This window comes from Catellatospora methionotrophica (assembly GCF_011297335.1).
Taxonomy (GTDB): domain Bacteria; phylum Actinomycetota; class Actinomycetes; order Mycobacteriales; family Micromonosporaceae; genus Catellatospora; species Catellatospora methionotrophica.
Genome location: NZ_JAAOTJ010000009.1, coordinates 81,750 through 104,360 on the forward strand (window position 1 = coordinate 81,750; position 22,611 = coordinate 104,360).

The window sequence follows — 22,611 nt, forward strand, 5'->3', positions numbered from 1 at the left end:
ATCTAGCTCACGGCGTGGTTACCTCTCGGTAACTTTTTCGACGCAAGGCCGACACCCCGTGAGGTCCCGCCGTGAGGAGAACCCTGTCCCTCCTGACGGTGGTCGTGCTGGCGCTCGTCACCTGGCCCGTCCCTGCCCAGGCCGCCGCCCCGACCACCGGCTTCCGCTTCGTGAACGTCACCGTCCCCGACGGGACCGTGCTCAAGGCGAACATCATCGAGCCGACCAGCCCCGGACGGCACCCGGCCGTCGTCTTCCCGGCCAGCTGGTCCCTGAACGACCTGGAGTACGTCGCCCAGGCCAACGCGCTGGCCCAGGGCGGCTACACCGTCCTGTCGTACACCCCGCGCGGCTGGTGGGCCTCCGGCGGTGAGATCGACACCGCGGGCCCGAAGGACATCGCCGACGCCTCCCGCATGATCGACTGGCTCGTCGCGAATACCACCGCCGACCCGTCCCGCATCGGCATGGCGGGCGTCTCCTACGGGGCCGGGATCAGCCTGATCACCTCCGGCCACGACAGCCGGGTCCGCGCCGTGGCGGCCCTGTCCGGCTGGAGCGACCTGGTCGCCTCGCTGTACGGCGGGGACACCCGGCGGCTGCAGTCCTCGGCGCTGCTGGTCGGCACGGCGGCGCTGCTCGGCGACACCAGCGCCGAGTTCGACGCGGTCATCGGCGACTTCTACGCCAACCGGAACATCGCGGGCGTCAAGGCGTTCGCCCGGCTCCGCTCGGCGGGCACGTACCTCGCCGGGATCAACGCCAACCGCCCGGCGGTGCTGCTGGCCAACGGGTACGGCGACACGGTCTTCCCGCCGAACCAGCTCGTCGACTTCTACGGCGCGCTGGCGGGCCCGAAGCGGCTGGAGTTCGCGCCCGGCGACCACGCCATCCCCGAGCTGACCGGCCTGATCGGCCTGGACAACCACGTGTGGACCTCGGTGCGGCGCTGGTTCGACCGGCACCTGTCCGGCATCGCCAACGGGATCGACAGTGAGCCGCCGGTGGTGCTGCGCTCGCTGACCGGCGGGCCGGTGGAGGCGTACCCGGACTGGGCCGCGACCGCCACCGCCACGAAGCGCTACGGCCTGGGCGAGGTGAACTGGCTGACCGGCACTGGACGGCTCGGTGGCGCGGCGACCAGTGGCTGGTCGCGGCGGACCTGGTTCAACGACGACACGGTCGCCGCGGGCGGCCTGGTGCTGCTGTCCAACGGGCTGCAGGCGCTGACCGGCATCCCTCCGACGATGTGGCTGCCCGCCGTCGACCGGGGCAACGCCGGGGTCTGGCTGGGCGACGAGGCCTCCAGTGCGGTACGCATCCGCGGCAGCGCGACCGTGCACGCCCGGTTCACCCCGACCGAGCGCAGCGGCACGCTCGTGGCCTACCTCTACGACGTGGACTGGGCCGGCACCGCGAAGCTGATCACCCACGCGCCGGTGTCGTGGCTGAACGGCACCGCCGACACCGCCCGCACGGTCGACGTCGCGCTGCCCGCGACCAGCTGGGACCTGCCCGCCGGGCACCGGCTCGCGCTGGTCGTCGACGGCCACGACGGCCTCTACCTGGACGAGAACGGCTGGCTGGGCTCGGTCTCGTTCGCCGGTCAGTCGTGGGTGGACGTTCCGGTTCGCTGAGATGTAGATCGCTGTTTGCGGTCATGAACTGCGGTCCCACCGCAGGTCATGACCGCAAACGCTGATCTTGCCCAGTGTCCGGGCGACGGAGCGCCGGTTCAGTCGGCGGTGCTGCCGCGCGGGGGCACCACCAGGGCGTAGATGACCAGGATGCAGAGCGCGATGTTGATCAGCGACCAGAACGGGTACACCGGCAGGTAGAGCATCTGCAGCAGGGCGGTCGCCCCGGCCAGGCCGATGCCCGCGCCGCGCGCCCACTCCTTGCCCGACCAGATACCCGCGCCGACGGCGATCAGCACCGCACCGAGCAGCACATGCAGCCAACCCCACGTATGCAGGTTGAAGATGTACAACTCGCCCTGGGTCGACGTGGCGTACGCGGCATACCGGTCGTTGGCGATCGCGAAGATGCCCTCCACCACGTTGAACACCCCCAGTAGCAGAATGAGCAGGCCGGCGAAGGACAGCCAGCCCGAGCCGATGCGCTCGGTCGCTTTCGCCACGGTCGACATAGCACCCACCTTCGTGCGAAACGGACGAAGCCCCTTCACGTTATCGTCGAATACCTGACCGATCGGGGCGAACGCCGGAAACACCTCAGGAGGCTCCGGGCGCGGGGTCGCCGGCGGCGTGGCGGTGCGAGCGGGCGATGGCCCAGGCGGCCAGCGCGGTCGTGATCGGAACGGCGGCGATGAGCCCGATGGTGCCCACGACACCGCGCACGATCTCGGCGGCCAGCACCTGCGTGGACAGCACGTCCCGGGTGCCGGTGCCCGCGGTGACCAGGAGCAGCATCAGCGGGAGCGACGCGCCCGCGTACGCCAGGATGATGGTGTTGACCACCGACGCGACGTGGGACCGGCCCACCTTGATCGCCGACCGGTAGAGCTGCCGGGCGTTCAGCGCGGGGTCGGCCAGGGACAGCTCGCCGACGATGGCGAGCTGGGTGATGGCGACGTCGTCGAGCACGCCGAGCGTGCCGATGATGATCCCGGCCAGCAGCAGGCCGCGCAGGTCCACCCCGGCCAGCACGTTGGCCAGGATCGCCGCCTCGTCGCTGCCGGAGCCGGTCAGATGCAGCAGGTTCGTGGTGAGCAGGCCGAGCAGGCCGGTCAGCACCAGCGCGGCCAGCGTGCCGAGCAGCGCCATGGACGTGCCCACGCTGACGCCGTGCGTCAGGTAGATCACCGCGAACATGATGGCGGCCGACCCGACGATCGCCACCCACAGCGGCGGCTCGCCGCGCACGATCGCGGGCAGGATGAAGCCCAGCAGCACCGCGAAGCTGACCACCAGCCCGACCAGGCTGGCCACGCCGCGCCAGCGGGCGAACGCGATCACCGCGGCGGCGAACAGCGCGACCAGCGCCAGCAGCCAGCCCCACCGGTCGTGGTCGACCACCGCGTAGCGCTGCCCGCCCTCGGCGTCGACCGAGCCGATCAGCACCACGTCGTCGCCGACGCCCACGACCGGGGCGCTCGGCCCGCTCGGCACCACCGCGTCCACGACGGTGTCGCCGATACGCACCTGCGCGGTCCCGCAGTCGCCGCCCGGCTGCGCCGGGACCTCGCGCGGGCAGGCCGGGGTCGCCGAGACGATCTCGCCGTGCAGCCGCTGCGCGGTGTCGGAGGCCTGCTGCGGGGACTGCCCGCGCGGCCACAGCACGACCAGCCCGACCAGGGTCGCCACGACCAGCGGCACGATGATCGCGGTGACGATCCGCCGCAGCTCGGCCGGGGCAGGCGGCAGCGACTCGCCAGGCTCGTGACTGTGTCCGGCCCCCATGAGCCGAACCTAGCCGCCGAACCCCGCGCAGTAGGGGCCTTTGCCCGGGTTGGCGGGTCCGGTCACCAGCACGGCGTACCGTCGGCCACTGTCGGAGTACGTCACCAGCATCCGGCCGTCGCCGCTGGTCACCAGCGCGACGTGGAACAGCTCGCCGGTCAGCACCGGCAGCGCCGTCCGCCGGGCGCGTTCCGCCGAGCCCGGCGGGCAGTGCCAGAGCACCAGCCGCCCGCTGCCGTACTCGGCCGGGGCCAGCGGCACCGGGGCGGCCAGATCGGACTCCGTGCCCAGTACGTACAGGCCGGGACCGTTCGCGGCGACCGCCACCGGCGCGTGGAAGGTGATCGCGTCACCTCCCGCGACCAGCCGCGGCACGTCGCCGGGCAGCAGCACCGCCTGGTCGGTGGCGCGTTCCGGGGCGCCGATCTCGGTGATCCGGGGGGCGTCGCACGCGGCCGTCGGGCACGTCGCCAGCCAGGCCCGTCGCCCGGCAGGATCACGCAGCAGCACCGTCGGCCGGTCCGCGCCGTCCAGGGTCAACTGCAGCAGCGGGGCGTACGCGGGCGCGGTCACCATGCCGTCCGGCAGCCACCCGCTCAGCTCCACCTCGACGATGCCGAGCACGTCCAGCGTGCGCCGGTTGCAGTGCACCGTGTTGCAGCGGGTGACCGCGAGCTGGGTCCGCGGCCGGGCTCCCGCCTTGACCACGAGCGGGCGGGCCGTGGCGACCACGACCGAGCCGTCCGGACCGGCGGCGACAGCCAGCTGTGACTGGCCCTCCCGGCCGCCGCTGTGCCAGTGCGTGATGCCGTCCTCGCAGGTGCCGGGCTTGGGCCGGGCGGTGGCGGAGGCCCACGGGGCGGTGCAGCGCTGCATCTGCACCGCGTCGTCGCCGTTCGTCTTGACCGCGCGGTTCTCCCGGCCGCGGATGCCCGCCGAGAGCACGTCGCCGTCGGCGGTGATCGCGGTCGCGGGCATCGGCGCGCCCAGCATCAGCGGCTCGGAGCTGCGCGAACGGACCTCACGGCATGCGTCGTCGAGGCACCAGTGCGGGCCGTAGTCGGTGACCACGACCGGATGGCGCCCGGCCGGCCACGCCGTGGCCAGCACCTCGCCGCTCCACGAGACACCGTGGCGGCTCACGTGCGGCCCGTCCCACGGATCGGCGGCCGCGAAACCGAGCCCGAGCAGCGCCGGCAGCAGCAGCGAGGCCAGCGCGGCGGCGAGCGCGGCCCGGCCTGTCCACGGCCTGGCGAGCCGCGAGACAGCCCGGGAGGCCGCCACGGCTGCCGTCCGGAGGAACGCGAGTTGGCGGGCGAGCGTGTCGGCCTGCCCCGCCCGCGCCGCCGCGCCGTGGCGCGGGCCGGTGGACCGTCCCGCCGGCACGGACGCGGCGGCCGGCTCGCCGGTGGGTTCCGCTGCTACAGGCGCGACTGCCACGGGCGACAGGGTGGCCAGCAGCAGGTCGACGCGGTCGAGGTCGGCCTGCGTGCCGCTGCTGTCGGCCGGTCGGCGTTGCAGGTAGACGGTGACCAGGGCGCAGGCCTGGAGGGCGGGCACGATGACCGCCGCGACGGCGGCGACGAGCAGGGCGAGCGAGGGGTACGCCTCGATGAGCGCCGCCGCGCCCATGCCGACCAGCGCCGGGGTCACCACCACCCCGGTCGCCAGCGCGCCGCCCGTGTTCAGCAGGCGGCCTGCCGCCAGGGCGTGCGTGTGCGGGAGCCAGGCGGCCGCGCCGTCGCCCAGCACGATCGCGGGCACCGCCAGCAGCCTGCTGGCCAGCACGACCAGGGACAGCACGAACAGGCCGAAGACGGCGGCGGTGGCCACGTCCTGCGGCAGCGCGATGTCGAAGAAGGCGACCGCGAGCAGCGTCACGATCTGCAGCCCGACGGCGGCGATGGCGAGCAGCAGCAGAGCCGGGACCAGCGCGGGCAGCCTGCGCAGGGCCAGCAGGAGGGCGGCGCGGGGATCGACGGGAATGCCGCGCAGCCCGCCGCTCGCCACGGCGATGGACGCGACCAGCGCCACGACCCAGCCGAAAGCGAGCGCGACCAGGCCCGCGCCGCCCGCCGCCGCCGCGGGCGCCGGGGTGAACGCGCCGTCCACGATGGTCGCGCTGCCGTTGAGCGCGAACAGCCCGATGACCTCCCGTGCCAGCAGCGCCGGGACGAGCGCGGCGGCGGCCACCACCAGCAGGCCGCGCCACTGTTTCACCGCGAGCGCGAGGGCGTCGCGCAGGACGGCCGGCAGGCTCCGGCTGGCGAGGCGGTCGGGGTTCGGCACCGGCGCAGCGTACCGGCGACACGCGGGTCACGCCTACGGCTGTGACGTCCCCCGGAGAATCGGCACGGTGCGACCGGTCAGGCGCCCGCCACTGCGGAGTGCGCCGGGCCCATCGTGATCGACCTGACGTGCTCGATCAGGGTGACCAGCACCTCGCGACCGGAGCGGCGGTCGCGTACGTCGCACATCACCACGGGCACGTCCGGGTCCAGCGACAGCGCCCCGCGTACGGCGTCCACCTCGAACGGCTGGTGGCCGTGGAAGCAGTTGACCGCGACGACGAACGGGATGCCGCGGCGCTCGAAGTAGTCGATGGACGGGAAGCTGTCGGCCAGCCGCCGGGTGTCGGCCAGCACCACCGCGCCGAGCGCGCCGATCGCCAGCTCGTCCCAGAGGAACCAGAACCGGTCCTGGCCGGGCGTGCCGAACAGGTACAGCACGGCGCTGTCGCCGATGGTGATCCGGCCGAAGTCCATGGTGACCGTGGTCGTGCGCTTGGCCTCCACCCCGGACAGGTCGTCGGCGTCGGTCCCGGCGGAGGTGAGCACCTCCTCGGTGTGCAGCGGCATGATCTCGCTGACGTTGCCCACCATTGTCGTCTTACCTGCGCCGAAGCCCCCGGCGACCAGTATTTTGATCGCCGTGGGAACGGACCGGGCACGCTCGTCACGCATGACGGAGGCCAAGGATCACCGCCTGGAGGATGTGGTCGTCCGGAATGTGGCCGGGGGCCACGGCTGGCGCCAAGCAGGTGACGGCGCCCTCGTCGAGCAGGTCTGCCAGGAGTACCCGGACCACGCCGAGGGCAAACCCGGCGCGGGACGACAACTCGGCGACAGAGATGGGTTCGGCAGCCAGAGCGAGCAGTGCCCGATGCTCCGGTTGCAGGTGCACGGCGTGGCGGCGCTGCCCTGCCGGTGTGCCCACGACATACGTGAGCAGGTCGAACGTGCTCGCGCCGGGACGCGCCCGGCCGCCGGTGACCGCGTACGACCGCACCAGCGGCCCGGCCTCGGCATCGAGCCACTCGTGCGCATCGTCGTCGTCAGCGCGCATGGGTCGAGGTGGGCCGCGGCTGGGTGCCGAGGCTGTGCCCGATGCGCTCGACGACCATGGCCATCTCGTACGCGACCATGCCGATGTCGGAGTCGGCGCTGCTCAGCACCGCGAAGCAGCTGCCCTGACCGGCGTCGGTGACGAGCAGGACGGCCTCCTCCATCTCGATCACGGCCTGGCGCACCGGACCGGCCTTGAAGTGCCGCCCGGCACTGCGCGACAGGCTGGCGAAACCGGCCGCGATGGCGGCCATGTGGTCGGCGTCGGCCTGGGACAGGTCGCGGGACGCGCCGAGCAGCAGCCCGTCCACGGAGAACACGACAGCTCGCAGTGCCGCGGGTATGCGGTCCACGAAGTCGTCGAGCAGCCAGTCCAGGCCCGCGGGATTGGTCATGATGTCGGCTCCTCAGGCGGTTCGGCCGCTGCCGGGGTGTCAGCGGGAGGGGTGGATCCGGTGCGGACCCCTGCGGCGACCCGGCCCCGGTGCGCGCCCGAGAGCAGGGACGACAGGAGGTTGCGGGTGCGCTCGGCGGCCCGTGGCGGCGCGGTGGGCACGCTGCCGACCGGCGCGGCGTCGAGCACGATGAGCGGTTCCTCGCGCAGCGGCGCGGCGAGGTGGGTCTGCGGTGCGCGCACCGGCAGCTCGGCCTCGGTCGACGGGCCTCCTTCGAGCACGTCGGCGGCCGGTGGCGCGGTGAGCGCCCCGACGGCGACCGGGGTGCTCGCGGCACCCGCCGTCAGGGCCGCGAGGGGAGTGGCCAGGGTGGACGGCACAGCGGGCACCGGTGCGGCGGGGGCGCTGCCGTCGACGGCGAGTTCACGCGGCAGCAGCACCACCGCGGTGAGCCCGCCGTACGGGGAGGGGCGCAGGGTGACCCGGATGCCGTGCCGGGCGGCCAGCCGCGCCACCACGAACAGGCCCAGCCGGGAACTGTGCGCGGGGTCGAAGTCCGGCGGGTCGGCCAGCTTCCGGTTCGCCTCGTCCACCGCATCGGCGGGCATGCCGACGCCGCGGTCCTCGATCTCGATCGCGTACCCGTTGGGCAGCAGCTGACCGGCGACCGTGACGTGGGTGTCGCGGGGCGAGTACGCGGTGGCGTTCTCCAACAGTTCGGCCAGCAGGTGGATGACGTCGCTGACGGCGCGGCCGCGCAGCGCCAGCTCCTGGGTCGGCACCACGGTGATCCGGGTGAACTCCTCGACCTCGGAGACCGCCGAGCGCATCACGTCGTGCAGCGGCACCGGGTGGCGCCAGCCCCGGCCGGGCTTGGCCCCGGCCAGGATCACCAGGTCCTCGGCGTGGCGGCGCATCCGCGCGCCGAGGTGGTCGACGCGGTACAGGTCTTCGAGGTCCTGCGGGTCGGTGACCCGGCGCTCCATAGCGTCCAGCAGCGCGAGCTGGCGGTGCAGCAGCACCTGGCTGCGCCGGCCGATGTTGAGGAAGACCTGGTTGAGGCCGTTGCGCAGGGTCGCCTCCTGCACGGCCGAGGCGACGGCGGTGCGCTGCACCTGCGCGAACGCGTTCTCCAGCTCGTTGAGCTCGTCCTCGACCGCGCCGGGGGGCCGCACCTCGGCGTCCACGTCGACGTCCGCGCCCGCGCGCAGCCGGGCCACCACGTCGGGCAGGCTGTGCTCGGCGACGTGCAGGGCCTGCGTACGCAGCGCGTTGATGCGGTGGATGATCGAGCGCGCCACCCGCCGGGAGACCAGCACCAGCACCACGATGACGATCAGCCCGACGCCACCGGCCAGGGCCAGCCGGACCAGGATCGCGGTGGCCGCGGGCATGGTCGCGTCGATGGTGCGGGACGCGGCGGCGGACTCCAGGTCGTAGAGCTTGCCGTCGACCATGCCGTAGTCGGCCGTCCACTGCTGGGGGTCGATGGCCGGGGCGGGGCGGCCCAGGTCGGCGAGCCGGTCCTCGACGGCCCGCAGCCGCAGGTAGGCCGCGCTCTCCAGGATGGCGTCGTACCGGTGGGCGTCGTCGGGGTGCAGGTAGCGGGTCGCCGTGTCATGCGCGCGCCGCTGCAGGCCGACCAGGGCCACCACCTCGGCCCGCTCCGCCGGGGACATGCCGCCGCCCGCGATGGTCGCGCTCACCAGCGAGTTCTCCCGGGCGTAGAGTTCGCGTGCCTCGCTCAGGGCGATGACGGTGCCCGCCTGGCGGTTCAGCTCGTGGTCGTCGAGGCCGGAGACCGACCCGTACAGGCCGAAGGTCTTGTCGATGATCCCGCTGTACAGCCGCATGATCTGCACCCGGTCGTACTGCCGGGTGTCCACCACGGCCCGGCCCACCGGCAGCTCCTCCAGCGCCTTGGCGACCGCGGCCAGGTGCTGGCGGGTGAGCTCGCTCGCCTCGTCCTCGGCGTCCTCGCTCTCGGTGAGCCGCCGGAACTCGCCCAGCGCCACGTCGGTCTCGGCCCGCTGGGTGTCCAGTTCGGTCGCCGCGCCCGGCCCGCCGGTGACGACCCGCATGGACAGGGCGCGCTCGGCCTGCAGTTCGGCGACGAGCTCGTAGGCGGGCGTGCCGAACAGGTCCACGCCGGACTTCACGTCGAGCAGGTTGGTCGCCGGGCCGAGGGTCGCCGTGGTGCTCAGCAGCCACATGCCGACCAGTGGCACCAGTGGCGCCAGCAGGAGCAGCATCACCCGCGACCGGATCGACCAGCTCTGCTGGGAGAAGAAGCGTCGGGGCATGACTACCTCTTAAGCGCACCGGGGGTGGGGACCACGCGAGGAAACGTGGAAATACTACTGATCTCAGGCCCCCGGCACACCCCTCGGGTGCCCCCAGTTCACCAGCTAGGACGCCGAAAACACGATGACCGGCACCGATACCGGTGCCGGTCATGCGCTGACGGTCGTCGTTACGCCGGTGCGAACCAGACCACGCCGTACGGTCCGACCGCGACGACGGCGTTGCCCTCGGCGTCGGTCCGGATCCGGCCCATGTTGCCGACCCCGGAGCCGCCGTACACCTCGGCGTCGGTGTTGAGCACCTCCACCCACGCCCCGGTGCGCGGCAGCGTGATCGGGTGGGCGTGCAGCGGGATGCCGGAGAAGTTGGCCACGCAGGCCAGCAGCTTCTTCGACGTCTTGCCGTGGCGTACGAAGGAGACGGTGTTGCTGCCCGAGTCGTGCGGGTCGATCCAGCTGAACCCGCCCGGCTCGGTGTCGCGGGCCCACAGCGCGGCGCTCTCGCGGTAGATCCGGTTCAGGTCGCGCACCAGCCCGCGCACGTCGCCGTGGTAGTCGGCGTGCGCCCAGTCCAGGCCGAACTGCTCGCTCCACTCCGACTCACCGGCCAGTTCCGCGCCCATGAACAGCAGCTTCTTGCCGGGGAAGGCGTACATGTAGCCGAGCAGCCCGCGCAGTCCGGCCAGCCGCTGCCAGCGGTCGCCGGGCAGCTTGCCCATCAGCGAGCGCTTGCCGTGCACCACCTCGTCGTGGCTGAGCGGCAGCACCCACTGCTCGTCGAAGGCGTAGCAGCTCGGCCAGGTCAGCTGCGCGTGGTGGTAGCTGCGGTGCGACGGGTCCTTCTGGAGGTACTCCAGGGTGTCGTGCATCCAGCCCATGTTCCACTTCATGCCGAAGCCCAGGCCGCCGGCGTCCACCGGGCGGGAGACGCCCGGCCAGGCCGTCGACTCCTCGGCGATGGTGAGGATGCCCGGCTGGTCGGCGTACACCGCGGTGTTGAGCTCCTGGAGGAAGTCGACCGCCTCCAGGTAGGTGTTGCCGCCGTGGATGTTCGGCGACCACTGCCCGTCCCCGCGCGAGTAGTCGAGGTAGAGCATCGACGCGACCGCGTCCACGCGCAGGCCGTCGACGTGGAACTCCTCGCACCAGTAGCGGGCGTTGGCGATCAGGAAGTTGCGCACCTCGCGGCGGCCGTAGTTGAACACCAGCGTGCCCCAGTCGGGGTGCTCGCCGCGCTGCGGGTCCTCGTGCTCGTAGAGCGGGGTGCCGTCGAAGCGGGCCAGCGCCCACTCGTCCCGGGGGAAGTGGGCGGGCACCCAGTCCAGCAGCACGCTGACCCCGGCCTGGTGCAGCCGGTCGACGAGGTGCCGGAACTGGTCGGGGTCGCCGAACCGGGCCGTGGGCGCGTAGAACCCGGTGATCTGGTAGCCCCACGAGCCGCCGAACGGGTGCTCCATCACCGGCAGGAACTCCACGTGCGTGAAGCCCAGGTCGGTGACGTACGCGACCAGCTCGTCGGCCAGCTCCTTGTACGACAGCCCCGGCCGCCACGAACCCAGGTGCACCTCGTAGGTGGACATCGGCCGGGCGTGGTGGTCGGCGCGCTTGCCGCGCGTGCCCATCCAGGACTCGTCGTTCCAGGTGTAGTCCGAGGAGAACAGCACCGAGGCGTTCTCCGGCGGGCACTGCGCCGCGACGGCCAGCGGGTCGGCGCGGTAGGTCCAGCGGCCGTCCGCGCCGTGCACCCGGTAGCGGTAGCGCTGCCCGGCGACCGCGTCCGGCACGGTCGCCGCCCAGACGCCGCTGTCACCCTGCGGGCGCATCGGGATGCCGTCGTCCGGCCACCAGCCGGAGAAGTCGCCGATGACCTGCACCTCACGGGCGTTCGGTGCCCACACCGCGAAGCGCCAGCCGCTGCCCTCGGGCTCCGGATTGGCGCCGAGCACCTTCCACAGCCGCTCGTGCCTGCCCTCGCCGATGAGGTATAGATCAAGATCGCCGATCAGGTTCATCGCTTCTCCTCGCCGTTCCGGTTGCCCCGTTGACCAACGAGCCGGCGCCGTATCCGCACCGTCTTCGCTGCTCATCGCTTCGCTCGGGATCGGGGTGGGGCGGGTCCGGCGGCCTGCCGGACCCGCTGGGCGCGCGCTCATCGGAGCAGGTTCCCGTCGGGGACGATGATCTGCGGGCGCTCACCGCCGGTCTGCTCGGCCAGGCGCTCGACCTGGAACGCGGGCTCCTGGGCGATGGCGCTGCGGTAGGTCTTGACGGTGTTGGCCGCGATGGTCTGCCAGCCGTACCGCTTGGACACCATGGTCAGCGCGCGCTTGGCGATCTGCTTGGCCTTGACCGGCTCGGCCAGCAGCGTGCCCACGGCGCCCGCCAGCGCCTCGGGGTTGCTGTGCGGGAAGGTCATGCCGGTCACGCCGGGTTCGACGATCTCGGCCAGGCCGCCGGTGTCGGCGACGGCCAGCGGCGCACCGGCCGCGGCCGCCTCCAGGGCGACCATGCCGAACGGCTCGTACAGCGAGGGCACCACGGTCGCGTCGGTCGCCGCGAGCACGGCGGGCAGCTCGCGCTCGGACAGGAAGCCGATGAAGCTGACCTGCTTCTCGATCTTCAGGGCGTGCGTCGCCTCGACCAGCTGCTCGCGGTAGGGGCCGTCCCCGGCGATGACCACCCGCAGGCCCGGGTGCTCGTCGGCGAGCTGCGGCACCGCGTCGACCAGGTGCTGCACGCCCTTCTCGTACACCAGCCGCCCGGCGAAGCCGACCAGCGGGCCGTCCCCGGCGAACCGGGACCGCGCCTCGCGGACCGCCTGCACGGGGGCCTTCCAGACCCGGCCGTCGACGCCGTTGGGAATGACGTCGACCTTGCCGATGGGCAGGTTGAGCAGCCGGGTGACCTCCCAGCGCATGTACTCCGAGCAGACCAGCACCCGGCAGGCGCGGTGGCCGAGCCACCACTCGACGGAGTGGATGCTCTTGTTCAGGTCCTCCGGCAGCCAGCCCTGGTGCCGACCGGCCTCGGTGGCGTGGATGGTGGCGACCAGCGGCTTGCCGAGGTGCTCGGCCAGGGTGACCGCGGTGTGCGTGACCAGCCAGTCGTGGCCGTGGATCACGTCGTAGTCGTCGGCCTCGGCGGCCCGCAGCGCCGCCCGGGTCAGCGTGTGGTTGAACGCCATCGTCCACGCCAGCAGGGTAGGGGTGGCCAGCGGGAACAGCGGCGGGTCCTCCGGCGCGCGCACGACGCGCACGCCCTGGAAGCCGGGTGCGGGCGGGGGAGCGTACTCCTCCAGCGGGGCACCGGGCGCGTGCCGGGTGACCACGGTGACGTGGTGCCCGGCCAGCACCAGCGAATTGGCCAGCGCGTGCACGTGCCGGCCGAGACCGCCGACCACAACCGGCGGGTACTCCCAGGAAAGCATCATGATCCGCAGCGGCTTCGATGCCGTCGGCAGCTCCGATGGAACGGGAAGGTTCATGGTCATGCGGCCCCCTCGCAGACTCCCGGGCATACGGAATGAGCACCGGACGTTCGGTGCGTGTACGCCGTTGGGGTTGTACAAAGTCTGACTGATACCAATTTCGAGTCGGGGACCTTGTGTTTCGTGTCTGTTACGCTCTGCTACTACTCAGTAGACGTGACGTGAATTCTCATCGTCTCGGCCACGCTCCAGGCCTGGAAAGGGCAGCCCGTGGCCCGGTGCGGGGCGTCGCCGTCGGCGGTCTCGCTGACCGCGCCGAGACCGAAGTCACTCAGGTGGGCCAGCAGCCCGGTCAGCACCTCGCGGGTCGGCAGCCCGGCCCGCCGCCGCGCGTCGCCCAGCGGCCCGATCAGCCACGGCCACACCGTGCCCTGGTGGTACGCCAGGTCCCGGTCACGCAGCGTGCCGCCGTGCACGCCCCGGTAGGCCGGGTCGGCCGGGTCGAGGCTGCGCGGCCCGAGCGGGGTGAGCAGCGCGTCGGTGATCCGGTGCAGCACCGCCGGGTCCGGCTCCATCGGGGCGTACGGCAGCGAGTAGGCCAGCAGCTGGTTCGGCCGCAGCGCGGCGTCGTCGGGATCGAGCACGTCGAACAGGTGCCCGCCCGGCGCGGGGAAACGCCGCCGGAACGCCGCCTCGGTCACCGCGTGCCGCCGCCGCACGTCGTCGCTGTGCTGCCCGGCCCGCTCCCGCAGCCCGGCCAGCGCCGCCAGCCCGTTGCACCACAGCGCGTTGACGTCCACGGCCTTGCCCGCGCGCGGGGTCACGCCCATCCCGTCGACGCGCGCGTCCATCCAGGTCAGCGCCTCGCCGTCGGCCCCCTGCACGAGCAGCCCGTCGCTCTCGTCCACCTTGATCCCGTACCGGGTGCCGCGCAGGTGCGCCGCCAGCACCTCGTCCAGCGCGGGCACCAGCTCCGCGGCGAGGTCGTCGTCGTCGGCCGCGCGCACGTGCCGGTCGATCGCGTGCAGGAACCACAGCGTCGCGTCGGCGGTGTTGTAGCCGACCGCCCCGCCGTCGGCGGTGTTGGCGAGCATGCCCTCCGACAGCGTCGCCGCGTACGCCCGTAGCAGCTCGCGCCCCTGCTCCAGCCGCCCGGTGGTGAGGAACAGCCCCTCGTACGAGGTCATCGTGTCGCGTGACCACGCGCCGAACCACGGGTACCCGGCCACCACGTCCGGCCCGGTCGCCGTGGCGACCACGAACGCGTCTGCGGCCAGCGTCAGCTCCGCGGTCGCGCCGACCGCGCCCGCGGTCAGGATGCGGCGGCGGTCGCGCTCGGCGGCCACGATGCTCGCCGCCGGGGGCGGCTCGACACCCAGGTCACCGGCCCAGGCGGTGGTCTCCAGGGCGTCGCCGGGCGCGGCCAGCGTCGCGGTGAACCGGCCCGCCAGCAGCAGGTCCTCGTTCGGCACGTAGCCGCGCTCGGCCTCCATCCGGTGGTGCACGTTCAGCAGCCAGGTCCCGTCCGGTGCCCATACGGCGTCTCCGGCGCGCTCGGCCCACGGCCGGGTGTCCGGCGGTCCGGCGGGCGCGGTCCCCGGATGACCGCCACCGGCCAGCCGTCCCCGCAGCCGGTACGCGTCGGCGACGACCGCGCCCCCGGCGACCTCGCGCACCGGCAGGTCGCCGGCACGGCGCTCGCCGTGCTGATCACGCCACGTGCACAGGGCCTCCAGGGACAGCTCCACCGGGCCGCCGGCGACGAGCGTGTCGATCACGGCGACGCAGGACGACCCGTGGCGCATCGCGAGGGTGCGCTCCAGGACCGTCGCGCCGATCCGCCAGCGCCACCGGGGCAGGCCGTCGACCAGGGCGAACTCCTCCAGCAGGAGGTGTCCCTGCGGGGCGATCACGCCGTCGGCCCACTCGTGCACGCCCAGGCGCACGATCCGGCCACCGGGCAGGCGTACCACCGGATCCAGGGCGGCGAGGCCGACGTGCCGGGACGCCGGAGTGTCGCCCGCGACCACCAGCAGCCCGTGGTAGCGGCGCGTGCGCAGCCCGCTCACCGTGCCCATCGCGTACCCGCCGCGCCCGTCGGCCACCAGCCACTCGCGCGCCGCGCCGAGGGCCGGGTCGCCGCATACCTGAGTTCCGAATCGCATGCAGCAACTCTGTCAAAAAATCGGGTCAATCGGGATGGTGATCGCGCGACTCCGCCAAAGTTACGCAGACGTGTAACAGAGGCAGGAGACAATCACCGGGTGGGCGAGCAGAGCGGGGATGTCGCGTGACGGATGCGGAGCGCAGGAGGCTGGCCGATGCGGACGCCGGGGCGGAGCCCTGGCGGATGTGGGGGCCGTACCTGTCCGAGCGGGCCTGGGGCACCGTGCGCGAGGACTACAGCGAACACGGCACGGCCTGGGAGTACTTCCCGCACGACCACGCCCGCTCGCGCGCGTTCCGGTGGAACGACGACGGGCTCGCCGGGATCTGCGACGAGCGGCAGACGTTCTGCTTCAGCCTCGGCCTGTGGAACGGCGCCGACCCGATCCTCAAGGAGCGCATCTTCGGCCTGACCGGCAACGAGGGCAACCACGGCGAGGACGCCAAGGAGTACTGGTGGTACACCGACTCCACGCCGACGCACTCGTGGATGTCGTGGCGCTACCACTACCCGCAGCGCGAGTTCCCGTACTCGGAGCTGGTCGCGGTCAACCGGCAGCTGGACCGCTCCGAACCGGAGTACGAGCTGGCCGACACCGGGGTCTTCGCCGACGACCGCTACTGGGTCGTCACCGTCGACTACGCCAAGGCCTCGCCGACGGACATGTGCATGCTCGTCTCGGTCACCAACCGGGGCGCGGACCCGGCGACCCTGCACGTGCTGCCCACGCTCTGGTTCCGTAACACCTGGTCGTGGGGCCTGCCCGGCCGCGACGACAAGCCCGAGATCGTGGCGGACGGCAGCGAGCTGCGGGCCCAGCACCGCATCCTGGGCCGCCTGATGCTGCAGGGCGACGGAACCCCGGTAGCGCTGGCCTGCGACAACGAGACCAACGCGGCGCGGCTCTGGGGCTACGAGGAGACGCCGGACTACCCGAAGGACGGCATCGCCGACCACGTGGTGCACGGCCTGCCGACGGTCAACCCGCAGGGCACCGGCACCAAGGCCGCGCTGCACTACGTGCTGTGCGTGCCGCCGGGCGAGACTGCGCAGCTCAGGCTGCGGCTGAGCCAGATCGCCGCGCCGGGCGGCAAGGCCCGGCCCGTGCCCTCGCTCGGCGAGGACTTCGACCGGGTCATCGCCGCGCGCCGGGACGAGGCCGACCAGTACTTCGACTGGCTCGTGCCCACGGGCACCCCGCCCGCGCAGGCGCAGGTCGTGCGCGAGGCGGTCGCCGGGCTGATGTGGGGCAAGCAGTTCTACCACTACGACGTGGCGCGCTGGCTCGACGGCGACCCGGCTTCGCCCGCACCGCCGGAGGGCCGCCGGTTCGGGCGCAACAGCGCCTGGCGGCACATGACCAGCTTCGACGTCATCTCCATGCCGGACCCGTGGGAGTACCCCTGGTACGCCGCCTGGGACCTGGCCTTCCACTGCGTCGCGCTGGCCCGCGTGGACCCGCACTTCGCCAAGGAGCAGATCCTGCTCCTGCTGCGCGACTGGTACCTGCACCCCAACGGCCAGCTCCCCGCGTACGAGTGGGCGTTCGGCGACGTGAACCCGCCCGTGCACGCCTGGGCGGCGCTGCGGGTGTTCGAGATCGACGGCGGGCGCGACTACGCGTTCCTCGCCCGCGTCATGCACAAGCTGCTGCTCAACTTCACCTGGTGGGTCAACCGCAAGGACACCGGCGGCAACAACCTGTTCGAGGGCGGCTTCCTCGGCCTGGACAACGTCGGCCCGTTCGACCGGTCGGCGTCGCTGCCCGTGCCCGGCGTGCTGGAGCAGTCCGACGGCACCGCCTGGATGGCGATGTACGCCCTCAACCTGCTGGAGATCTCCCTGGTCCTGGCCACCCACGACCGGGTCTGGACCGACATAGCGACCAAGTTCCTGGAACACTTCGCCTACATCGCCAACGCGGCCTCCCACCAGGGGCTCTGGGACGACGAGGACGGCTTCTTCTACGACCTGCTGCGGCGCACCGACGGCCGCGAGGTGCCGCTGAAGGTGCGCTCGGTGGTCGGACTGCTGCCGCTGTGCGCGACGACGACCCTCAGCTCCGTCACGCTGGTCCGACTGCCGGAGATCGCCGCCCGGCTGCGCTGGTTCCTGACCAACCGGCCCGAGTTCACCGAGGTGGTCGGGGCGCGCCGGATCTCCGACGGCGGGCAGCAGCAGCGCCTGCTGGCGGTGGTCGGCCCCGAGCAGCTGCGGCGCATCCTGAGCCGGATGCTGGACCCCGAGGAGTTCCTGTCCGACTACGGGCTGCGCACCCTGTCCCGGGCCCACCTCGACAAGCCGTACACGATCCGGCTCGGCGGGCACGACTACACCGTCGGGTACGAGCCCGCGGAGTCGAACAACGGGCTGTTCGGCGGCAACTCCAACTGGCGCGGCCCGATCTGGTTCCCGACGAACTACCTGCTCATCGAGGGCATCCGGCACTACGCCCGGTTCTTCCACGACGACCTGCTGGTCGAGTACCCGACCCGCTCCGGCCAGAAGATGACCCTCGACCATATCGCCGACGACCTCTCCGACCGCCTCATCAGCCTGTTCCTACCCGACAAGCACGGCAACCGCCCCTACCTGCCCGTCCACCCCCTGCTCGGCGACCACCCCGACTGGACCCAGCACCTGACCTTCCCCGAGTTCTTCCACGGCGACAACGGCCTCGGCCTCGGCGCCACCCACCAATGCGGCTGGACCGCCCTGGTCCTAGACCTCATCCTCACCCGCAACCGCCCCACCCACACCCGGTGATGATCACTGTTTGTGGACAAAAGCTTTGGTCAGGCCACACTTTCTGACCTCAACCGGCGATCATCACCGGCGGATCCGCCGGCGCCCCGGGCGGGTCAGGCGAAGCGGCGGGGTTGGCCGGTGGTCTCCAGGACGGACATCCAGAGGTCGCCGGCCGGGTCGACCTGGTGGCGTTTGCTGATGGCGAGGGCTATGGGGACGTGGACGAAGCGGCCGCGCCAGCGGCCGACGACCATCGCGGTGCGGCCGGCCATGGCGGCGTGCACGGCGGCGTGGGCCAGGCGGATGCAGTAGACGCTGTCGTACGGGTTGGCGGGCACGCTGCGGATGGCGTAGCTCGGGTCGATGTACTTGAGGCTGGTCTCCATGCCGTGCTCGGCGAAGTCGTCGGCGATACGTCTGCGCAGGAAGAGGCCGATGTCCTTGAGTTTGCGGTTGCCGGACTGGTCGACCTGGCCGGGCTCGCCGGACTCCAGGTACTCCTGGCCCGCGCCCTCGGCGGCGACGACCACCGCGTGGCCGCGCTCGCGGACCCGCCGCCGCAGGTGGGACAGGAAGCCGTCCTCGCCGTCGAGCTGGAACGGCACCTCGGGGATGAGCACGTAGTCGGCGTCGTTGTTGGCCAGCGCCGCGTAGCAGGCGATGAAGCCGGAGTGGCGCCCCATGACCTGCACCAGGCCGACCCCGTTGGGCACCGCGCGGGCCTCGACGTGGGCGCTGCGCAGCGACTCGGTCGCCTTGGAGAAGGCGGTCTGGAAGCCGAAACTCTGATCGATGTACGGGATGTCGTTGTCGATGGTCTTCGGCACGCCGATCACGGCGATCTTCAGGCCGCGCTCCTTGACCACGTCGGCGATGGTCAGCGCGCCGCGCATGGAGCCGTCGCCGCCGATGACGAACAGCACGTTGATGCTCATCGACTCCAGGCAGTCGACGATCTCGTACGGGTCCTGGCTGCCCCGCGACGTGCCCAGGATGGTGCCGCCGTACTCGTTGACGCCGCTGACCGCCTCGGCGTCGAGGTCGATCGGCGGGTGGCCGTACTTGGCGATGAAGCCCTGGTAGCCGTTGCGGAAGCCGTAGATCTTGGTGACGCCGTAGTGCGAGGTCAGCTCCAGCACCAGGCCACGGATGACGTCGTTGAGCCCGGGGCACAGGCCGCCGCAGGTGACGATGCCGACGCGGGTCTTGGACGGCTGGAAGAAGATCTTCCGGCGGGGGCCGCCGGGTTCGAAGCCGGGCAGCGCGTCGAGCTTCGCCTTGCGCGCGGCGATCATGTTGACGGTGTCGTCGAACAGCACCCGGTCGTTCTCGTCGACGTAGTGCTCGGTGCTCTCGGTCGAGGCCAGCAGGGGTGCCAGCGGCGATGCGATACGGCAGTCGCCGAGCGTGCGCACCGTCAGGTCAACGGACTCCGGAGCCATGGCCGTCCTCCACATGTGGCCGCCGCGTGAGCGGCCGGTCGGGGCGAGGTTTCACCCGGGCCGCGGCTGCGCCGCCGCGTCCCGTCAGGGTGGATCATCGCTCAGAACAGCAGCCAGGTCGAGAAGAGCATGCCCATCGGCAGCGCGATCACACCCGACACCAGGGCGTACGGCCAGAGCAGCTTCGCGGGCAGGTGCCGCAGCACCAGCAGCGCGGGCAGCAGCAGGGTGTGCGAGCGGTACTGGGACACGCCCGGCCCGGCGATCAGCGGCCCGATGAACAGCGCGACCGCGTAGATCGCGAGCCCGGCGTCGAACGGCCGCAGCCGCCCCCGGCCCGAGGCGATCACCGCGGCGGCGACGGCCAGCAGCGCGAGCGCCAGCGACCACCACAGCTCGGCGTCGGTGAACACGTTCAGCGACCAGAGCAGGTCCTGCCGTGGCTCGGCGACCGGGATGACGGCCGGTTCGGTGGCCAGCTCGGCCAGCGACTCCAGCGGATTGTGCACGCCGTTGCCGTAGTGCTCCTGGATCATCATGTACGCGTTCCAGTGCCCGACGGTCAGCTGGTGCACGCCGAACACCGCGGCCAGTCCCACCAGCGGCAGGCCGCATACGGCCAGCGCGGCCCGCAGCCCGGCCCACGGCCGCAGTTCCCGGCGGCCGAGCAGGGTCACCACCGCGCCGAAGCCGATCGCGGCGACCGCCACCCCCATCGGGTACGCCGTCGCGACCAGCGCCCCCGCCAGTCCCGCCAGCACCCACCGGCGCGCCGCGACCGCGGTCACGGTGGCCAGCAGCAGCGCCCCGGCCAGCGCCATCGGGAACACGGCGTGCAGGTAGACCCCGGCGGGCAGCAGGGTCGCCAGCGCCAGCACCGCGGAGGCGACCGGCCTGGCCGTGTCCCGCAGCAGCCGCCACAGCAGCACGAACGACAGCAGCAGGCAGACCTCGGTGACGAGCAGCCCGGCCTCGTACTCGCCCAGGCCGGTCGGCCAGGTGATCACGCGGATGAGGCCGGGGTAGAGCGGGAACCAGCCCGCCGTCCCGCACCACGCGCCCGGTGCGAACATCGGGCCCAGGGCGGGGTCGCTGTCGCACAGGAACAGCTCGTAGCCGCGCGAGGCGACCAGCGCGTAGAGGCCCGAGTCGGCGCGTACCCGGCCGGATACCGGCAGGAACGGCTCGGCCACCAGCAGCCCGGCGACCGTGTAGACGAGATGGCTGACCAGGTACGCCGATACAGGCGGGAACAGCGCCGCCGCCCTGCGCCGCCAGCGCGGCAGGTCCTCGGGAGCGGTCGCCGGGACCTCGGGGACGAGGACGGCGGCGGGGGCTGAGGACATGGACAGAATCCTCCCCGGAACCCCTGCCCGCCCGCAGCCCGGGTCCCCGCCCGGCGGCGACCGTCACCCCGAAGTCGCCCGACTTGCCGGGCATGTGTGCGTATCTTGCGCCACGTGCCAGGCGGTCAGGGGCGGACGACCAGCCGGAAGCCGAGGTGGCAGGTGGAGGTGTCGACGGCCTGGGCCATCCGGGCGGCGGGGCGGTAGCGGCGGCAGTAGTTCGGGGCGCAGAGGAACGAGCCGCCCTTCATCACCCGGCGCGGGATGCGTACGCCGGGCGTGGCCGGGTCGTAGCTGGCCCGTTCGGCGTCGCCGCGCGGGCGGGCGGGAGCACAGCAGGTCTGCTGCGGTTCGTGCGGCCCGTACCAGCCCGACGTCCACTCCCACACGTTGCCGATCAGGTCGCACAGCCCGAACGCGTTCGCCGGGAACGAGCCGACGGGAGCGGTCGTCTCGTAGCCGTCGGCGGCCAGGTTGAGCACCGGGAACTCGCCCTGCCACAGGTTGGCCCGGTGTTCGCCGCCAGGGGTCAGCTCGTCACCCCAGGCGTACTCGGTGGTCGTCCCGCCGGACGCGGCGTACTCCCACTCGGCCTCGGTGGGCAGGTCCCCGCCCGCCCAGGCCGCGTACGCGGCGACGTCGGCCCAGGCCACGTGCACCACGGGATGCTCGTCGAGGCCGCGCAGGTCCGAACCGGGCCCGTACGGATGCCGCCAGTCCGCGCCCGGCATCAGCTGCCACCAGTTGCGGACATCGCGCATGTCCACCCGGCCCGGCGGCCTGACGAACACGACGGATGCCGGGACCAGCAGCGCCGGGTCGGCCCCGGGGTAGTCGGCCGGGTCCGGGGCGGTCTCGGCGACGGTGACGTGGCCGGTCTGCCGGACGAACGCGGCGAAGTTCCGGTTGGTGACCTGGTGCCGGTCCATCCAGAAGCCGCCGACCCGCGCCGCGTGCGCGGGAGCCTCCTCGGGATAGTGCGCGTCGGAGCCCATCCGGAACGTGCCGCCGGGCAGCCACACCATGCCCGGCCGGGGCGGCGTGGCAGTCGCCTCGCCGCCCCGGCCGGGTTCGGTCAGGATGTCGGTGCGCCTCACGCGTGGGCCACCGTGCCGCCGGGGCCGACGAGGCCGTGCTCGGCCTTCTTCTTCAGGTCGCGGACCCGGAACGCCATGATGAAGTCGGTGATGCCCCGGGCCAGGCAGATCGCGCCGACGAACACGATGAGCAGGAAGAACGAGCGGGTGAAGCGGCCCGCGGCCCAGAAGCCGAGCAGCATCTCGATGATGCCGACGACCAGGCCGAGCCACCAGCCGTCGTGCTCCTTCTTGGTCAGGAACGCCAGCACGATGTCGGCCGCGCCCTTGAACAGCAGGTACCAGCCGATGAACGCGGCCAGCCAGAACACCGTGCCGCCGGGGTTGATCCAGCAGATGATGCCGGTGATCAGGAACAGCACGCCGAGGATGGCGTGCAGCCACCGCCAGCCGGGCGCGGTGAACGCCTGGAACAGCTCGAACACCCCGGCGACCAGCACCACGATGCCGGCCAGCGCGGCGACGGTGCCGATGCTGCGGACGGGTGACTGGTTGAGGGCCAGCACGAACCAGGACACGATGATCCAGCAGACGCCGGTGATGAGGAACAGCCACCAGGGCACCCGCGACGCGGGCAGGGTGCCGCTGCCGAACACGTCGCCGACCGACGTCGTGCCCGATGGGATGGGGCCGGGGGCGGCCGTGTTCGCCGCGCGGGCGGTGCCCGTCACCACGCCCTCGGCCTCCTTCGCCGCGTGGGCGCCGACCCCGGCGGCTGCTCCGGCGGCCGCACCGGCGGTCTTACCGGGCTTTCCTGCGCTCGGGCTGGGCGTTGCGGTGCTCATGCCTTCTCCTCGCTGCGCTCGTCGGCGGTGTGAACGGACCGGCTGAGGTGCTCGCCGCGCCTGCTCCAGCGTCCCGCCGGAAGTGAGAGCCATCCGGTTGCAGACTATGCACCGTCTCATACTGCTATGCGGTAT

The 22,611-nt window shown here is 72.5% G+C and carries 16 protein-coding genes; 2 read left to right on the forward strand and 14 right to left on the reverse strand.

The annotated features are described in order from the left end of the window. The first annotated feature begins 71 nt into the window (after positions 1 to 71). Positions 72 to 1,637 (forward strand): CocE/NonD family hydrolase, encoded by a 1,566-nt coding sequence (locus tag HAV40_RS20945; protein ID WP_166383810.1) that lies wholly within the window; start codon positions 72 to 74, stop codon positions 1,635 to 1,637. 98 nt (positions 1,638 to 1,735) lie between these two features. On the opposite strand, the gene HAV40_RS20950 is transcribed toward HAV40_RS20945, so the two are convergent. The 10 genes from HAV40_RS20950 to HAV40_RS20995 all read right to left on the reverse strand — a co-directional run bounded on the left by HAV40_RS20950 (position 1,736) and on the right by HAV40_RS20995 (position 15,056). Beyond that, positions 1,736 to 2,149 (reverse strand): DUF7144 family membrane protein, encoded by a 414-nt coding sequence (locus HAV40_RS20950; protein ID WP_166383812.1) that lies wholly within the window; start codon positions 2,147 to 2,149, stop codon positions 1,736 to 1,738. Between the two features lie 85 nt (positions 2,150 to 2,234). Then, positions 2,235 to 3,422: a YibE/F family protein gene (locus HAV40_RS20955; protein WP_166383814.1), complete on the reverse strand. Its 1,188-nt coding sequence runs from the start codon at positions 3,420 to 3,422 to the stop codon at positions 2,235 to 2,237. A 9-nt stretch (positions 3,423 to 3,431) separates the two neighbouring features. Continuing rightward, a complete protein-coding gene (locus HAV40_RS20960; RefSeq protein ID WP_166383816.1) occupies positions 3,432 to 5,711 on the reverse strand; it encodes a hypothetical protein in 2,280 nt (759 codons plus the stop codon). Between the two features lie 77 nt (positions 5,712 to 5,788). Continuing rightward, positions 5,789 to 6,385, reverse strand: coding sequence for a GTP-binding protein (locus tag HAV40_RS20965; RefSeq protein WP_166383818.1), 597 nt, complete (start codon positions 6,383 to 6,385; stop codon positions 5,789 to 5,791). Continuing rightward, entirely contained in the window at positions 6,378 to 6,767 is a 390-nt protein-coding gene (locus HAV40_RS20970; RefSeq protein ID WP_166383820.1) for a DUF742 domain-containing protein, read from the reverse strand. The genes HAV40_RS20965 and HAV40_RS20970 overlap by 8 nt, the downstream gene beginning before the upstream one ends. Then, complete coding sequence (locus tag HAV40_RS20975; protein ID WP_166383822.1) at positions 6,757 to 7,161, reverse strand: roadblock/LC7 domain-containing protein; 405 nt, start codon at positions 7,159 to 7,161, stop codon at positions 6,757 to 6,759. The genes HAV40_RS20970 and HAV40_RS20975 overlap by 11 nt, the downstream gene beginning before the upstream one ends. Then, complete coding sequence (locus tag HAV40_RS20980) at positions 7,158 to 9,464, reverse strand: sensor histidine kinase (protein WP_166383824.1); 2,307 nt, start codon at positions 9,462 to 9,464, stop codon at positions 7,158 to 7,160. The genes HAV40_RS20975 and HAV40_RS20980 overlap by 4 nt, the downstream gene beginning before the upstream one ends. A 170-nt stretch (positions 9,465 to 9,634) precedes the next feature. Beyond that, positions 9,635 to 11,476, reverse strand: coding sequence for a 1,4-alpha-glucan branching protein GlgB (gene glgB / locus HAV40_RS20985; protein WP_239086473.1), 1,842 nt, complete (start codon positions 11,474 to 11,476; stop codon positions 9,635 to 9,637). 137 nt (positions 11,477 to 11,613) lie between these two features. Next, positions 11,614 to 12,954, reverse strand: coding sequence for a glycosyltransferase family 4 protein (locus HAV40_RS20990; protein ID WP_239086465.1), 1,341 nt, complete (start codon positions 12,952 to 12,954; stop codon positions 11,614 to 11,616). A 140-nt stretch (positions 12,955 to 13,094) separates the two neighbouring features. Further along, positions 13,095 to 15,056 (reverse strand): amylo-alpha-1,6-glucosidase, encoded by a 1,962-nt coding sequence (locus tag HAV40_RS20995; RefSeq protein WP_166383830.1) that lies wholly within the window; start codon positions 15,054 to 15,056, stop codon positions 13,095 to 13,097. Positions 15,057 to 15,241: 185 nt separating this feature from the next. Here HAV40_RS20995 and HAV40_RS21000 point away from each other — a divergent pair, with 185 nt between their 5' ends. Continuing rightward, positions 15,242 to 17,824: an MGH1-like glycoside hydrolase domain-containing protein gene (locus HAV40_RS21000; RefSeq protein ID WP_166384147.1), complete on the forward strand. Its 2,583-nt coding sequence runs from the start codon at positions 15,242 to 15,244 to the stop codon at positions 17,822 to 17,824. A gap of 95 nt (positions 17,825 to 17,919) precedes the next feature. On the opposite strand, the gene HAV40_RS21005 is transcribed toward HAV40_RS21000, so the two are convergent. From HAV40_RS21005 to HAV40_RS21020, 4 genes are all read right to left on the reverse strand, one after another. Continuing rightward, positions 17,920 to 19,248 carry an ATP-dependent 6-phosphofructokinase gene (locus tag HAV40_RS21005; RefSeq protein WP_166383832.1) on the reverse strand — a complete coding sequence of 443 codons (1,329 nt, stop codon included), beginning with the start codon at positions 19,246 to 19,248 and terminating at the stop codon, positions 17,920 to 17,922. Positions 19,249 to 19,349: 101 nt separating this feature from the next. Next, the gene (locus HAV40_RS21010) at positions 19,350 to 20,594 is read right to left on the reverse strand and encodes a hypothetical protein (protein ID WP_166383834.1); all 1,245 of its coding nucleotides are present in this window, start codon (positions 20,592 to 20,594) and stop codon (positions 19,350 to 19,352) included. 125 nt (positions 20,595 to 20,719) lie between these two features. Further along, positions 20,720 to 21,619 (reverse strand): formylglycine-generating enzyme family protein, encoded by a 900-nt coding sequence (locus HAV40_RS21015; RefSeq protein WP_166384149.1) that lies wholly within the window; start codon positions 21,617 to 21,619, stop codon positions 20,720 to 20,722. 68 nt (positions 21,620 to 21,687) lie between these two features. Continuing rightward, positions 21,688 to 22,476: an HdeD family acid-resistance protein gene (locus tag HAV40_RS21020; protein WP_166383836.1), complete on the reverse strand. Its 789-nt coding sequence runs from the start codon at positions 22,474 to 22,476 to the stop codon at positions 21,688 to 21,690. Positions 22,477 to 22,611 lie beyond the last annotated feature (135 nt).

Bases quoted from the DNA above. Each gene is read 5' to 3' on its own strand.
- HAV40_RS20950 (WP_166383812.1), bottom strand. From the start codon at position 2,149: ATGTCGACCGTGGCGAAAGCGACCGAGCGCATCGGCTCGGGCTGGCTG.
- HAV40_RS20955 (WP_166383814.1), bottom strand. From the start codon at position 3,422: ATGGGGGCCGGACACAGTCACGAGCCTGGCGAGTCGCTGCCGCCTGCC.
- HAV40_RS20965 (WP_166383818.1), bottom strand. From the start codon at position 6,385: ATGCGTGACGAGCGTGCCCGGTCCGTTCCCACGGCGATCAAAATACTG.
- HAV40_RS20970 (WP_166383820.1), bottom strand. From the start codon at position 6,767: ATGCGCGCTGACGACGACGATGCGCACGAGTGGCTCGATGCCGAGGCC.
- HAV40_RS20975 (WP_166383822.1), bottom strand. From the start codon at position 7,161: ATGACCAATCCCGCGGGCCTGGACTGGCTGCTCGACGACTTCGTGGAC.
- HAV40_RS20980 (WP_166383824.1), bottom strand. From the start codon at position 9,464: ATGCCCCGACGCTTCTTCTCCCAGCAGAGCTGGTCGATCCGGTCGCGG.
- glgB (WP_239086473.1), bottom strand. From the start codon at position 11,476: ATGAACCTGATCGGCGATCTTGATCTATACCTCATCGGCGAGGGCAGG.
- HAV40_RS20990 (WP_239086465.1), bottom strand. From the start codon at position 12,954: ATGACCATGAACCTTCCCGTTCCATCGGAGCTGCCGACGGCATCGAAG.
- HAV40_RS20995 (WP_166383830.1), bottom strand. From the start codon at position 15,056: ATGCGATTCGGAACTCAGGTATGCGGCGACCCGGCCCTCGGCGCGGCG.
- HAV40_RS21000 (WP_166384147.1), top strand. From the start codon at position 15,242: ATGTGGGGGCCGTACCTGTCCGAGCGGGCCTGGGGCACCGTGCGCGAG.
- HAV40_RS21005 (WP_166383832.1), bottom strand. From the start codon at position 19,248: ATGGCTCCGGAGTCCGTTGACCTGACGGTGCGCACGCTCGGCGACTGC.
- HAV40_RS21010 (WP_166383834.1), bottom strand. From the start codon at position 20,594: ATGTCCTCAGCCCCCGCCGCCGTCCTCGTCCCCGAGGTCCCGGCGACC.
- HAV40_RS21015 (WP_166384149.1), bottom strand. From the start codon at position 21,619: ATGGTGTGGCTGCCCGGCGGCACGTTCCGGATGGGCTCCGACGCGCAC.
- HAV40_RS21020 (WP_166383836.1), bottom strand. From the start codon at position 22,476: ATGAGCACCGCAACGCCCAGCCCGAGCGCAGGAAAGCCCGGTAAGACC.